Origin of the sequence: Priestia sp. Y58 (genome assembly GCF_029522095.1) — a bacterium.
Classification (GTDB): domain Bacteria; phylum Bacillota; class Bacilli; order Bacillales; family Bacillaceae_H; genus Priestia; species Priestia megaterium_E.
The window spans coordinates 49,316-64,258 of record NZ_JAKWFL010000002.1; the positions used below are offsets into that span (position 1 = coordinate 49,316).

Sequence of the window (14,943 nt, forward strand, 5' to 3'; positions counted from 1 at the left end):
ACTGCTTCGTCTCACTCAAATATCAGCTGATTCGATATAATTTAAAGTAAAAAACCTCGAAAGGCATTTAGCCAATCAAGGTTATAAACTTACTCTATTCTACTCATATGCTCAGAAGTAGGCTTTGTACGAACATTTTGTGCGAACATGATGAATTTTTAATATCTATATATCTACTAATATCCTCATTCAATATAGAGATTATCTCTTAGTTACATAAAGCCTTTGTTTGATGTCCTTGAGATCGGTACCAGTTTATACAACACAGCTAGATTTTTGTCAGTAATTTGAAACTTTATAGGGAGGTCATAAAGCTATGTGACTTAGTTACCCATTAAAATAATGGAGTGCCTTTTTTAGTTAATTATTAAAAATTATACACATAAACTGCGTTTCACTTCTGCCAATAAACCTGTCAGCTCAGTTTTCTCTGGTTTATTTTCTACTTCTTTCTTTACATTTTTATCCAAATAATCATAGAATGTTTTAAAATCTAAAAAAGCTATTTGTTCAATTTCAACAGCTGGGTAACCTAGCTCTATCAAAACATGTTTTTCATCTAAAGGTCTAGGTAATTGTGCCATGTCATATTCATCTAAATCAGACTGAAAAAAGGCAAATACTATCTCCTGTCCATAACCTTCTCTTTCGGCAAAGCTTTTTAATGCTTTTTCTAGATATTTTCCATTTATAAAATTAAAATATGTTAACATTAATTTATCAATATCTTCTTTACTTTCATTTACTTGATATTCTCCACTCATTTTTCGTCCTCCAATAACATCGTATTTTTAGTTAATCAACAATAGGGAAAAAGTTTGTTATTTCACCAGCCTCATTTAAATACCCTCTAAATTTTAAACCATTTGAAGCAGTTCCTTCGACAAGTCTCCCATTTACTTTTCCGTTCTGCATTGCTTCCTGTCCCAATCGATAAATTTTGTCGTCACTAATCTTAGATGGGTCATAAACTGTTTTAGGTTCCTTGATATTTTTATATGATACTGGGTCTGCAACATTACCAGCCATATCTTTTCTAGGTATTTTATACTCTACTTCATAAATTCCTTCAATCGATTGATGTGATTTTTTAGACACAATTAAATCATCCGGATTGAAGCCTTGACTTTTCAACGCTTTATTGAATTCATCCATATTGTGACCACCAACAATACCTTTTTTAGTATTAACATTTTCGACATTTATTAGGTGATTTTTTGCATTTTCAACAAAATTAAATTTATTAGCCCTAACAGCATTTTTACCCGTACCCTTATTCTCAATACTTCTATCTTGTTCTTTACCTTTCCCTTCGACCTTCTCCACAGCTTTTGACTCGCCCTTAGAAACATCTTTAACCTTATGCTTGGTTACGGTCTTTTCTGCTTTGTTTACGCGAAGTACGTATTCTGCTCCTTCGCTTCCGTATTTCACCACTTTCCCTGGCACTCTCGCAAAGCCGCCAAAGACAATTCCTGCTCCAGAAACAGAACGGTCAAAACTAGATAGTTCATTCCCAGTAATAGGGTCGTATCCTACACTTACTTCCCATCCACCTTTTACATTGGAAACCACAGGCACCATATCCGCTACAAAAGAAACAGCTGCTAGACCATCTTGTTGTTGCTTTTTGGCTTCCTCCTCATATACACTTCTTGCAATTTCAGGCTTTTTATAATTTTGCTTTAGAGTGAGAAAGTGCCGTAAGATCTTGCTGAGCCTTTGGACTGTTTTCTAGTTCAATTGCTTACTCTTAAGGTGACAGTGCGGCTAATACTATTTGTATGGTATAGCCATTCATGAGTTATGAACTTCATACAGTCAATTTTTATATTTTCCAAAGGGGTAATTTCTCACAAAAAAGCACTTGTTGCCTAAAATACAATCAAGTGCTTACAGTTAATTTTCGTTTTTTTGTTTTATCTTATTACAATTAATATCTTGAATATTAAAAATGTATATTTAATTCTTCACGGATTGCTTTTTCTAAATATTCCTCAAAACTCTCTGCTATGATTTCTTTCCCACCGAAATTAAAGTCAAATGTAATAATTTCTATATTCGGGGAATTAAAGCCTACTGGATTTCCTGCACCGTCTATACCAATAGCAGTAAAATTCTCATACTCTTTAGGGAGTACCTTTCTAAAATGCAGAGATTTCTCAACAAATGATGGTGTCGCAACAAACTCTGCCTCTTTCAATCCCAAAATAATAGCCTCACCAACTGCTCCAGAACCATATCTCAAAAGAAATTCTTTAAAATCCTCTGGCAATTTTACTTTTAGTTCATCTTCTGCTTGGTTTACTTCCTCGATATTAAGAGGTCCTCCAAAGGCTTCTGGGCACATTTCGAACTCTTCATCGATAGCATTTAATATTTCTATCTTCATTCAATGATCCCCCTTTTAATCATTTCATTGGCATATCTTGCCTTCCAATATTCTTTACGCCACTTATTAAATTCTATCCTAGCTTCTCCACTTCCAACTCCACCTGAATTTCCAAATGGATGTTGTCTTTTATTACCTAAATCATGGTATCTGTTAGGCATCTCAATTATTGGGCCCTCAACTTTTTGTTCATGATGATGGAGTATAATTGTATCATTTGCTCCATCTTTTGGTGAGTAACCTTTTTTAAATGAATATATTAATTGTTTATCAGACATATGGGATAATGAACGCTGTGCTTTTACTTCAAATCCTCTAAAATTCGCAGCGAATTTATGAGTTTGATCATAGCCTTCTAGTGCTTGGTGAACATCTTTAGGTAATACTTTATAAATATCTTTTTTTGAATTTAATCTACCCGTACCCTTAACCACTGCCCCCTGATCATTTATCCTCTCAGCATTTGCCTTGCCACCAGGCTTTTCGACTTTCTCCACCGCTTTCGACTGACCTTTCGAAACATTCCCTATCTTATACGCCGTTAACCCATTTAACGCTTCACCAACGGTCTTTCCAGGCAAAGCCTCTCCTATCCCTACCAGTTGAGGTTGAGGACGTAAAGTCGGTATCTCAGCATCTAATAAAGGTTGAAGCTTCTTCTGAACAGGTTCATATACCTTCTTCGACCAATTGCTTGCTGCTTTTGGACTGACGACATTTCGCATATCGCTTAATGTTTTGGTCGCTTTATGGGCAGGTACACGCGGAACGTTTGTTATTTTTGGAACGGATTTTACGGCTCCTGCGGGTTTCGCTCCTCCAATGACGCTCGCAAACAGAAACATGCTGCTTTCCCAGTGCTCTTTTGAAAGAGGTTTGTCAGGATTAAGTGCCTGCTGCCCTACATCTAAGAGTCCCATCGTTGCGTGATTGACAAAGTCATACGGTGAATCAAACGATTTTTCTCCTCGCTCAATTAAGCCTTCTTTGAAGGCAACAGCGCCATCAAATCCACCCATCGTTACAAAGTTTCCAAAATCATATAAGGAGTTAAACTGTTTATCTCCTCTCTCCCCCATACCGGCCCAAACGTCTTGTGCTACTCCTTTAGTACCCGTAACTGTGCCTTTTGCTAAAGTTATAGCACCTTCTCCTACGTCCTTGACTACAGCTTTTATACCGGTTTCTTCTTTTTTAGCTTTAGGATTTTCACAGATTTCTGTAAAGTCAAAGGATTCAGCTGTTTTTTTAGTCCCAACACTCCTAACCTGACCCTGACGCATCACTGACTGCATAAGCATTCCCTCAACGCCCGTAGCGTTTTGAAGAATCTGTTGAGACATTAGCATGCCTACAGTTGAAGAATCGTTGAGCGCCTGCAGATATGGGCTTTTTTCTAGTTCCACTGCTTGCTCTGCAGGTGACAGTTCCGCTAGTTTTTTCATGTTAGCAGGTGCTGTATCCTGCTGAATTTGCGTTAGCACTTCTCTTATGTAAGGCGAGGTTTTTTCAAGCTTGTGAATTTCTTTTAACTGCTCAGCAGGCGTCATTTCCTGAAGCTGAATTAGTTTTTTAAGGCCTACTTCCTTTATCACTTTCTCTTGTTTTTCTGTTCTTGTCAAGGTTGTTGGAATGCCTTTTTCAAAAACCGAGACGCCTCCTGAATCGGTCATCGCTTTTTTCGCCAACGCGCTCAGCTCACTTACATTGCCTGGCTGAATGGAACCATTTTGAAACCCGGCTTTTACTTTAGAAAGCAGCGAGTTTAAAGACGTCAGCTGATCTTGAATGGCTGAAAGGCTTTGCGTTTGCTGTTCGTCAAAACGGACTAAATCGTTCATCGTTTTGTCCGCTTTGTTTTTTGCTTGTTCTACTTCTGTTAAAAAACCTTGATCGTTAAGCGCTGAAACAGAAGCAAGATGACTGACTTTTTGAATTGCCGCATTCGCTTGGTCGACAAGCGAAACGGTTGTATTTCTTGTTTGATTTAAATGCGCGGGAATAGTGTCTTGCAGAAACGGCTGGGTGATGTAGCCGTCTTCGCTCGGTTCGAATGAGCGCAGCGCATGTGTGATTTGAGTTAGTCGAGCTTCATAGGAAGTGAGTAGTGAATGATACAGCGTTAAAAAAGAAGCATGTCCCGTTTCGTAAAAAGACCGAATCGCTTCTCCTCCTTTTCCTTTAAACGCATCATCTAAGCTTGAAAATGCCTGAACCTGTGAAATCAGGACTTGAATTTGTTCTTTTTGACTTTTAATAGAGTCTAAGATAGCTTGAATATTTTCGTGAAAAGCATCGACATCAAGTGTTTTCAATAACCTGTAACCTCCTAGCTGTATCGATGTAGAAAAACAACAAACGATTAACGAACAATCGCCCGTTATTTTTCTAAACCTAAGCGGACGCTCCTCTTTACAAGGCTTGCATCATCCGCTAGATAAAACCTTTTTATTTGAATGCCACATCTATGCTGGTTGAAAGGTTGTTTTTGATAGCTTTATATAAAATATGAACATTATTTAGCGGCGTTTGCAGCTTTTTCATCTGCTTCTTTTATGGACTGCACGGATTTTTTGGTGGCGTTCAAATCATCGAGGAGCGTTTGCTTGTAGTCCACAATTAACGTTTGCAGCTGCTGGTTCAGCTGGTTTAATTCATCGAGCACCGCTAGATCTTGTCCGCTTCCTACGTGAAACGGAAAAAGCGGCTGAAACTGCTGCGCAGCAGCGCTTAGGTCACTAAGTGTTCTATTAATTTCACCATCTATTACTTTAATTTCGTCTGCCATATTGCATCACACCTTATCTTTTGCTTCGTCTTCTTGCATTTTAATGGCGCGTTCCATCCCTTGTATATCCGATTGAAGCGCCGTAATTTTTGCTTCAATTGTCGTAAGGGCATCCGTCAGCTGACGGGTCATCAAATCATCGTATTCATCTAACATAGCGGTGCGGATGTCTTCAAACCCAACAGCAAGGCTGCCTGACCAAGTGGCGGAAGTGAGCTCTGGTTCTTTTACCTTTTCCTTTGCACGTTCAAGCTCGCCTTTGACTTCCGTTAACGTGTTTTTACTAGCGGTAAGCTGCTGGATATCTTCATGTGCCTGCTTCACTTGGGTATACAGATGAGCAACAAACATCTCATTCATATGATGACACTTCCTTTATATCTATCTCTTGGATCTTCTAACAGTAATTCCCTTTTATAGCTTATCAAATAAAGAAAGAGAGCACATCGGCACGTTTTCTTATATTTTTTGGGAATAATGTAGGTTTTTAGTTCAATACCCACTCTTCAGGATAAAATAACCAAAAATATCTTACCATTGACAATTTATCAAGATTTTTGGACTACTTCGCTTGTTATTTCCGCTGACAATTTATCAAGATTTTTGGACTACTTCGCTTGTTATTTCCGCGCCACTAAAAGGCCTTTTTACACAATTTTTTTGTTAAAACGCATTCATTCTTTCTATTTCCAAATATTTAAACATGCGCTAGTATATACATAATATAAAGAGGAGGTTGAGTATGAGAGAAAAGCTCGTAAGACTCGGTTATTTACTGGGGTTGGCTCTTGTTTTGTCCGGCATTTTATATTTCTTTGCATCGAACTGGCAAGGCTTTGACCGCTACACTAAAATTGCGCTGAGCGTGGGGCTGATGCTGCTGTTTTACGGAAGTGCGTTTGTAGTGCGAAAGCTGCTTCCTCAGCAGGTGTTTTTAAGTCACTGGACTCTTTTGGCCGGCGCTCTTTCATTTGGATTAAGCATCGCGCTTCTTTCTCAAATTTACAACACGCACGCTGAATCGTACTGGCTGTTTTTAATTTGGCTTGTGCCGGTTATTTTGTTTAGCCTTTTTACAAAGTATCAGCCGTTTTACGTGTTATCGTTTGTTTTATTTCAATTCACCATGGCTTTTTTCATTTCACCAACTGGCGCAGTTTCACAGCGAGGCGAACACGAGGTGCTTTTACTTTACGCAGGAATGGCGTTTGTGAACTTGATTATTTTTTGGATCATAAAAAAGAAACGGCGCTCGTCTCCTGTGATCATGTATGCGGCGTTTTGTTTGTTTCACTACATTTTTTTAACTGTTTCCCTGCCGGATTTCACAGGGAGCTCTAGCTTACGGATTGGTCTTATTATTTTTTATTTGCTGTTTTTACTAAGCTCCTTTTTTTATTTTTCAAAAGTGGAGCCGCAAAAGTCATTTTTAGGGATTTCCATCGTGGCATTTGCTTTATTTGTTATTGAACAGTTTTTCTCTTTTATTTTTAAACACTACGCTGAATGGTCACTTTTTTTAACCTTAGGATTCGTGATTTTGTTTATTGGTGCAAGCGTATGGTTTGTCAAATGGCTCACTGCTAACACGTCAGCACAAAAAACCTCGCTCCGCGTAATCAAACGAATAGCGGTGATTGGGATTACGGCCATTGCATCGGTAATCGGCAGCAGCTCTTTAGGAGGACTTGTCACACTTATTACAGGAACGTACCCAACAAACGGAATGCTTGTGATTGGCGTTTTGCTGATTGTGGCATGTTATTTAATTAAAGCAGATATTCCAACCGTGAAATATACGCTTTTAATGATGGGCGTATTAATTAGCGGCGGCGCTTCTTTTTTTGTGAACGACATTCTGTTTTTTATCTACGTCATCGCACTTGTAGCGCTTTTAGTATTCACAAAGCATACGCCCGTTCGCCTGTTGCTTTTTGTGCTAGTGCAAGGGCTCCTGTTAATAAAGGTTCCGACTGCTTACTATGACACTATCAAAATAGATTATGTGCTGCTCGCTTTGTTTCTATTAAATGCCGCTGTGTACGCGATAAACGTACACCACGCGTTTAAAAAAGCAGCGCTGCTTCTGGCTTTTATCCTTTTACTGTCGCTGACTGAATTAAGCGAACCTTCTTTTTTAAATATTATTTACTGCACGGTGTTTTTTGTAATTTCGACCGTCTTTTTATTTGTGACGGTACGAAAAGAGCCAAAATATGATTTTATTGTTGGCATGATTTTCTGGTTTGTTTTTTTAGCGATGAAATATTACGACTTTGTGTGGGATTTATTTAATAAATCACTTGTGCTCGTTATTTTAGGTCTGATCTTTCTTTTTCTAAGCAGGAAATGGGACCTGTCAACGCCTGATCAGCCGCAGCCGTCGTTTCTTGACCGCAGCCGAACCGCTGTATGGATCATCATTCTTGTTCAGCTTATTATTCTGGGCAGCATTTTCACTAAAAACGAAGTGCTTCTTCAAAACGGAAAAGAAATTAAGCTCGCTTTACAGCCGATCGATCCACGCTCGCTGCTGCAAGGCGATTACGTTGAGCTGAATTACGACATTGCGCACGTTACCTTACCTCATGTGAAAGACGGTGAAAAAGTGAAGCTCGTTCTTCGCCCTAACAAACAAGGCGTGTATGAATACGCAAAAATCTACCAAGCGGATGATGAGTGGAATAAGCCGTATACTTCTAAAAAGAAAGACGTTGTCATTACGGGGAAGTATCACGACTGGGGAATTCAGTACGGCATTGAGCATTATTTTATTCTAGAAGGAACCGGCAGCAAAGTAGAAAGCGAAGCTCGTTTTGCTACTGTACGAGTTGGAAAAAATGGAGATGCGATCGTTACAAAAGTAGGCAAGTAAAAAGCAGCCGCTTCAACATTGAAGCGGCTGCTTTTTGTTTTAATTGATAAATACGCCGATAGTCATCGTTAAAATAAGGATCACAAAGAAAATAATGATTCCATAGCCAATCCATTTTATTCTTTTGGGCGTTCCTTTTACATTCATATCCGTTAGTTTTCCTTCAATACGCTTTTGATGTTCAGTAACATCATTGTATTCATTGTTAGGCGAAGTGATATTATCCTTCCTTTCTATTTAATCGTTTTCTTTCTTCTAACAGCTCTTCATATCTTTTTTCAAGCCGCTGCTTGTCTTTTCCTTCTGGCGTGATGGAAAGCTCGCTAATCACTTTTGTTAATTCTAGTTGAAGCGCAAGTTTCTCCGCTTCATTTTGCTGCTGTGACGCTTTTTTGCTTTTACCCGTGTCTTCAATCGCCGCGAGCTCCGCTTTAGACTGTTTTAACGTCAAAACATGCGTCGCAAGCTTTTTAACAAAGTAGCGGTCGTGCGTCACAAATAAAATCGTCCCTGGATAAGCTTTTAATACTTCTTGAAGCGCTTCTTTTGTATGAAGATCAAGATAGTTGGTCGGTTCATCTAAAAGAAGAACGTTGTAGTTTCCTAAAAAGACTTTTGCTAATGCCGTTTTCACTCGTTCTCCTCCGCTTAGCATCTCTACTTTTTTATACACGTCTTCACGTTTGAAAAGTAAGCGCGATAGTACCGTACGAATAAATTGTTCGGTGTACGGACTATCTTCTTTAATGTTTTCTAAAATGCTTTTAGCGGGATCTAGATTTTCAAGACGCTGATGGAAAAAGCCGAGTTTTACAGGCTTCGCAACCGTGATGCCTTCTGCTTGCTGCTCAATCATATTCAGCAGCGTAGATTTTCCGGCACCGTTTTTGCCGACAATCGCTACTTTCCCTCCTGGCTTCACACCGCCTTTTAGATTTTGAAACAGCATATGATTACCAGCTGATGCCGAGACTTTGTCAAAGCTCAGTGCCTGCTTGCTGTGTACTTGGTGAAACTGAGATAAATCAAAATGAATTTCTTCCATTTCTTTTGGCTTTTCTTTTTTCTCCAGCTTTTCAATTCTTGTTTCAATCGCTTTTGCACTTCTATCTAGCTTCGCTTTTTGTTTTCCGACCGCTCGCTTATGAAGTCTCGCTTCAGAGTTCCCCATGCGGCTCGGCGCTTTTTTAAGCGACTTTGATTTTTGGCTTTTTTCTTCAGAGGCCAGTTCAAGACGCTGCTTTTCTTTTACATACTGTTCATATTCAAACTGCTGTCTTTCAACCGCATGTTTTTTTTGCGTCACATATTCTTGATAATTGCCTTCATAGCAGTGAATTTTGCCGTCTTCTACTTCCCAAATGGACGTACAAAGGCGGTTTAATAATTCTCGGTCGTGTGAAATCAGCAGCAGACTGCCTGTAAAAGATTTCATTTCTTCTTCAAATTTTTCTACGCCTTTTACATCTAAGTGGCTCGTTGGCTCATCGGCTGCAAGCAGTTCCGCACCGGATGAAAGAGCAGCTGCAATTTTCTTTCTTGTTTCTTCTCCTCCGCTAAGAAAGTCCGCTTCAGTTGGCACGTTCCACTGACTTTTCATCTCAGGAGAAACGTCTCCTGTAGCTTGAACATCAAGCTGCGGAATCAATGAGGAACGGCCATATGTTTGCACAATTCCTTGATCTGGACTCATTTTTTTCATTAAAATATGAAGCAACGTCGATTTGCCTTCTCCGTTTTTCCCAACAATTCCAATTCGCTCTCCGCGATGTACTTGAAGCTTCTCTGCTTGAAACAGCAGGCGGTCTCCATAGCTTTTTTCAATATTTATAGCTTCTAACAATAACATAAAAAAACCTCCCTAGGATTTCTAGAGAGGATTAGAGGTCATAATTAGGCATACGCAAATATGCACCCTTTTATAGAGTAAAAAAAAGGGAGAAATCACTTCATATAAGACATATAGAAATGGCACCTAAAAATGTACAGACTAATCCTATCTAGACAAATGTTCATTTAAAATAAAGTTTTAAAAGAATGTCTAAAAAAATAGGATTACTTATCCATTGTCTACGGTACCTTTCCTTTCTTAGTATAAAATGACTTGCTTCTTACAGTGTATGATGAAGTTTTTTAAATGTCAATATCGATTTGGATGATATTCCCTTCTTTTCCTAAGTACAAAAGATCCTCAGCTGATTTCAGCCGAGGATTCTTTTATTACACGTATTGGTTCACTTTCCCTGTAAAATCAGGCAGCCACTCGCCGTGGGCTTCAATTAAATCATCGCACATACGAATGATGTCATCCATAGATAATTCCGCATTTGTATGAGGATCTAGCATAGCTGCTTGATAGATGTGCTCTCTTTTTCTAGTGATCGCTGCTTCAATAGTTAATAATTGCGTATTAATATTCGTACGATTTAACGCCGCAAGCTGCTCTGGTAAGTCTCCTACATAAGTCGGCATAATACCGCTTCGGTCTACAACACATGGAACTTCTACGCACGCTTTTGTCGGCAGGTTACTAATTAAGCCTCCGGTATTTAATACGTTACCGGCAAATTTAAACGGCACGTTTGTCTCCATTGCTTCAATAATTCTAGAGCCGTACTCATGTGAACGCGTATGAGTTAACTGACTGTTGTTAACCATTTCTTCTCTCATTGATTCCCAATTGCTGATTTGCTCTTCGCATCGGCGCGGATATTCATCAAGAGGGATGTTAAACTGATCAACAAGATTTGGATATTTATGTTTAATAAAGTATGGATGATACTCTGCGTTATGCTCAGACGATTCTGTAATATAATAACCGAACTTATCCATTAGCTCAAAACGCACCATATCATGATGCTTTGTCTTTTGTTTTTCTTTTGCCAGACGCTTGATTTCTGGGTATAAGTCTTGTCCATCTCTTTTTACTTCTAGCAGCCATGCCATATGGTTAATGCCTGCAATTTTCTCTTGTATTCCTTCATGGTCCATTCCGAGAGAATCAAATAAATCTTTTGTACATACTTGAACACTGTGACAAAGGCCTACCGTCTTTACATTGGTATAGCGCAGCATTGCACCCGTTAGCGTTGCCATTGGATTGGTGTAATTTAAAAACAGCGCATCTGGACATACTTCTTCAATATCTTTTGCAAAATCAAACAGGACCGGAATCGTGCGCAGTGATCTGAAGATTCCTCCAATTCCTACTGTATCTCCAATTGTCTGACGCAAGCCGTATTTTTTAGGAATTTCAAAATCAATGACGGTGCTTGGTTTGTAACCGCCTACTTGAATGGCGTTAATCACATACTTTGCTCCTGTTAAAGCTTCTCTGCGGTTCAAATAGGCTTTAACCGTAATATTCACTTTATAGTTTTCTTTTAGATTGTTTAGCATATTTTCCGAATCTTTTAAACGCTCAGCATCTATATCGTATAGCGCAAATTCAAAGCCAGCTAAAGCAGGCACAAACATGCAGTCTCCTAAAATATTTTTTGCAAAAACTGTACTTCCCGCTCCGATAAATGTGATTTTAGACATTGTCATCTTCCTTCCTCGTATTGGTTTTATCCTTTTACAGATCCTGATGAAAGCCCTGCAATAAAGTATTTTTGTAGCACTAAAAATAAAATGGTCATTGGAAGCATCGCAATAATCGCAGCTGCTCCTACTAAGCTAAGATTATTTTGATTTTCGGCAAAAAAGCTTGCTAACGTAACGGTTAACGTATGCATTTCCTTATCTTGAAGGAAGAAAATTGCAAACTGATAGTCGTTCCAAATATAGACGCTTGCAATAATTAAAATGGATGCAGTAACAGGCTTTAGCAGCGGAAATACGATTTTAAAGAAAATCGTTAACGTGCCGGCCCCATCAATTCTTGCTGCTTCCTCGAGCTCTTTAGAAATAGTGGAGCGAATGAAGCTCGCATACAAAAAGATCGTTAGCGGCAAAAATGCTGCGACATTATTTAAAATAGCAATTTGGTACGTATTCATCATCCCCATATTCACAACCATTTTGTACAGCGGAACTAACGCTGTTAAAGGCGGTATTACCATCACGGCGATAAAGATAAAATAGACGTACTTATTTAGTTTCGTTTGGCGGCGCGCTAAAGGATACGCAGCCATTGATCCTAAAAAAATAAGCAAAATCGCCGAAACGAATGTAATAATAAATGTGTTAACAAAAGAATTTCCTAAGTTCGCTTGCTCCCAAGCCGCTGTGAAATTTTCAAGGTGTATACTTTTTGGAAATACCCATTTTGAACTAAAATCCCCGGTTGCCTTTAAAGAAGTCGTAACTAGAATATAAAAAGGGACAATATGAACGAGCGTTATACAAAGCGCTAGAAAGGTAAAAAACCGTTTTTTCCGTTTATTTGTATAGTCCATCACGCTTCTGTCTCCTTTCGCTTAAAGTACACAAGTGCTGATAAGCTAATGACTAAGATAATGAGCGCCATGCACACACCTTGAGTTGCAGCATAGCCGGCGTCCTGTCTTCTAAAATATAAATCATACATAAAAGTAGACATTGACTGCGATGCATCTCCAGGTCCTCCTCCTGTCAGCGCAACAATGACGTCAAACAGTTTTAAACCTCCGATAATATTTAAAACGACGTTAATTGTAATCGAAGGCATGAGCAGTGGAAGCGTGATGTTTTTAAACTGCTGAAGAGCCGATGCTCCGTCAAGCTGCGCCGCTTCGTAATAATCTTTTGAAATACTTTGCAGCCCCGCTAAATAAATAATCATCGCAATTCCAACGAATTGATACGTATTGACGAACACAATAATCCAAGAGTTAAGCTCCGGAGTCCCCAAAGCATTAATCTTCTCAAAGCCTAAAAATACAAGAAGGTCATTTAAAGCGCCTCCTTGGTAGGCAAAAAAGAAGTACCAGATATACCCCATAATAATTGGGCTGATAATAACTGGAAGGTAGACAATTGTTCTTGTTACAGCTTTCATTTTAATGCTTTGATTGAGAAGCAAAGCATACAACAAGCCAATAATGTTTTGGAAAATTGTACTGCCTATTCCGTAGAGCAGCGTATTTTTTATCACAAGCCAAGTCGTTGGGTCTGCAAGCAAACGTTTATACTGCTGGAGCCCAATCCAATCGTATGTTTGTGAAAATCCATTCCAATTAGTAAAGGAAAGTCTAATTCCGTTAATAAAAGGATAGATAATAAAAACGGTGATAATTAATAAGCCGGGAAGGTACATCCACCATAAAGAAGACTCTGTTTTTAATTTTTTCTTTCGTTTTTCCGTATCTCTTACTACGGAAACCGACTCTTTCCTGACTATTTCATTCATCGTGTTCACTCCTATTTCAGCTTGTGTTGAAAAGAAGCAGAAGCCTATCTCCCTGCTTCTTAGCGAACAAGGAACTTTTGCACACTATTTTATTGTTTACTGAGACGCTTGTACTCTTTTTCCATCTCTTTTGATAATTGCTTTGGCGTTAAACTTCCCGCTAGCAATTCTTGACCTGTAGAAGACATCACTGCCCACATACCGCTCGGTAAATACTTTCGGTCGAAGTATGGCTCAACTTTAATATCGCTATACTTATCGTAGTATTCAGAGTAGTAGTTTTGGGTTTTATTGTTTGTCAGAGCCGATGCTGAAGACGTTCCTTCGGCAATCTTTTTGGCAACTTCCGGCTGTGACACAAATTCAATAAATTTCTTAGCTTCTTTAAGGTGCTTAGAATCCTTCCACGCAGCAAGGGTAAAGCGCTCTCCGCCAATCCAGCTTTGCGTGCCTCCTTTATGAATAGCAGGAACCGGTACCGTTCCTACTTTTACTTCAGGATTTAATTCTGTTGCATCAGGACCAAGAGATCCCCCCACAAATGTAAAAGCAATTTTATTTTGAGCCATTAATTCCGTTGCTTGAGATACTTTTGCGGTTAATACATCTTCATTCAGCAGCCCTTTTTTCTTCATTTCTGCCATTGTTTCCGCTAGCGGCGTGTAGTTTGACCAATTGAATGTTCCTTTTTCCAACTGCTTAGCATAGTTCTTATTCTTTGCTGTAATAAGCTGAGGTGTAGCCAGCTGATCAAACACTTGAGCAATATTCCCATTTTCCCCTCCTGGGATCCATAGAGGCGCTACTTCTCCTTTGCTTTTCTTTTTTACTGTTTCTAACGCTGTTATAAATTCATCCATTGTGTTAGGAGGCTTTATTCCGTACTTTTTTAATAACGTCGCATTATAGCTAATTCCGTCTTTTGCTTGATTTAAAGGATACGCATACACTTTGCCGCTTTTATCTTTTAAAATTTGATTTAGCGCTGGATCCAAATGCTGAACCCAATCCATATCTTTTAAATCTGCTACATACTCCCCGTAGCGAAGCTGAGACCAGCCGTGCGTATCAAATAAATCCGGCATATCATTTGCACCCATTTTCACACGAAGCATATCTTCATAGCCGTTACCCGGAAAATTTGCATCAATTTTAATATCTGGATTTTGTTTTTCAAATTCTGCAATCGCGTTTTGAAGCGCTTTTCTCTCGCCTTTATTACTCATCGTAGAAAAAAGCGTTAATGTTATTTTCCCATTTCCGCCTGTTGCTGCTTCTTTATTTCCGCAGCCTGCTGCCACAACAGAAAAGACTAGTAATAGAACGAAAAGATACGTAAGCTTTTTCATTTATCTTTTTTCCTCCTTATACTCTATCAAGTGGTAAATAACAGAATATTCAGTATTTTAATCATAGACAAATTTATTGCACAACGAAATAAAGTCACTTATAATTTAGTCCTATACTTTTACAAAGGTTCAAAGAGTCCTAGAGATGAAAAAGCTTTTTCATTTACATATTTATCTGCCAATAAGTATGTAGTTTCTAGGGCTTTT

General features: G+C 38.8%; 12 protein-coding genes. 1 reads left to right on the forward strand and 11 read right to left on the reverse strand.

The genetic code is table 11. The features are described from left to right. Window positions 1-374 precede the first annotated feature (374 nt). The 6 genes from MMB68_RS05965 to MMB68_RS05990 form a co-directional block, all read right to left on the reverse strand. Window positions 375-764 carry a hypothetical protein gene (locus tag MMB68_RS05965; protein WP_277447680.1) on the reverse strand — a complete coding sequence of 130 codons (390 nt, stop codon included), beginning with the start codon at window positions 762-764 and terminating at the stop codon, window positions 375-377. Between the two features lie 31 nt (window positions 765-795). Next, window positions 796-1,710 carry an EndoU domain-containing protein gene (locus tag MMB68_RS05970; protein ID WP_346780474.1) on the reverse strand — a complete coding sequence of 305 codons (915 nt, stop codon included), beginning with the start codon at window positions 1,708-1,710 and terminating at the stop codon, window positions 796-798. Window positions 1,711-1,948: 238 nt separating this feature from the next. Next, a complete protein-coding gene (locus tag MMB68_RS05975; protein ID WP_063247811.1) occupies window positions 1,949-2,392 on the reverse strand; it encodes an SMI1/KNR4 family protein in 444 nt (147 codons plus the stop codon). Next, on the reverse strand, window positions 2,389-4,707 hold the full coding sequence (locus tag MMB68_RS05980) for a T7SS effector LXG polymorphic toxin (RefSeq protein ID WP_277548445.1): 2,319 nt from the start codon (window positions 4,705-4,707) through the stop codon (window positions 2,389-2,391). Before MMB68_RS05980 ends, MMB68_RS05975 begins: the two co-directional genes overlap by 4 nt. Window positions 4,708-4,907: 200 nt before the next feature. Continuing rightward, window positions 4,908-5,180 carry a DUF5344 family protein gene (locus tag MMB68_RS05985; protein WP_045292218.1) on the reverse strand — a complete coding sequence of 91 codons (273 nt, stop codon included), beginning with the start codon at window positions 5,178-5,180 and terminating at the stop codon, window positions 4,908-4,910. Between the two features lie 6 nt (window positions 5,181-5,186). After that, window positions 5,187-5,540 (reverse strand): YwqH-like family protein, encoded by a 354-nt coding sequence (locus MMB68_RS05990; protein WP_277548446.1) that lies wholly within the window; start codon window positions 5,538-5,540, stop codon window positions 5,187-5,189. 382 nt (window positions 5,541-5,922) lie between these two features. Between MMB68_RS05990 and MMB68_RS05995 the strand changes: the two genes are divergently transcribed. Then, the gene (locus tag MMB68_RS05995; RefSeq protein WP_277548447.1) at window positions 5,923-8,055 is read left to right on the forward strand and encodes a GDYXXLXY domain-containing protein; all 2,133 of its coding nucleotides are present in this window, start codon (window positions 5,923-5,925) and stop codon (window positions 8,053-8,055) included. A gap of 220 nt (window positions 8,056-8,275) precedes the next feature. Here MMB68_RS05995 and abc-f read toward each other — a convergent pair whose 3' ends face one another. The 5 genes from abc-f to MMB68_RS06020 all read right to left on the reverse strand — a co-directional run bounded on the left by abc-f (window position 8,276) and on the right by MMB68_RS06020 (window position 14,736). Next, the gene (gene abc-f, locus MMB68_RS06000; protein WP_221813227.1) at window positions 8,276-9,904 is read right to left on the reverse strand and encodes a ribosomal protection-like ABC-F family protein; all 1,629 of its coding nucleotides are present in this window, start codon (window positions 9,902-9,904) and stop codon (window positions 8,276-8,278) included. Between the two features lie 371 nt (window positions 9,905-10,275). Beyond that, window positions 10,276-11,598: an alpha-glucosidase/alpha-galactosidase gene (melA, locus tag MMB68_RS06005; RefSeq protein ID WP_277548449.1), complete on the reverse strand. Its 1,323-nt coding sequence runs from the start codon at window positions 11,596-11,598 to the stop codon at window positions 10,276-10,278. A gap of 26 nt (window positions 11,599-11,624) precedes the next feature. Further along, entirely contained in the window at window positions 11,625-12,455 is an 831-nt protein-coding gene (locus MMB68_RS06010; protein WP_028412981.1) for a carbohydrate ABC transporter permease, read from the reverse strand. Next, a complete protein-coding gene (locus MMB68_RS06015) occupies window positions 12,455-13,387 on the reverse strand; it encodes a carbohydrate ABC transporter permease (RefSeq protein ID WP_216141395.1) in 933 nt (310 codons plus the stop codon). Before MMB68_RS06015 ends, MMB68_RS06010 begins: the two co-directional genes overlap by 1 nt. A gap of 89 nt (window positions 13,388-13,476) precedes the next feature. Continuing rightward, the gene (locus MMB68_RS06020) at window positions 13,477-14,736 is read right to left on the reverse strand and encodes an ABC transporter substrate-binding protein (protein ID WP_264407754.1); all 1,260 of its coding nucleotides are present in this window, start codon (window positions 14,734-14,736) and stop codon (window positions 13,477-13,479) included. Window positions 14,737-14,943: the final 207 nt, after the last annotated feature.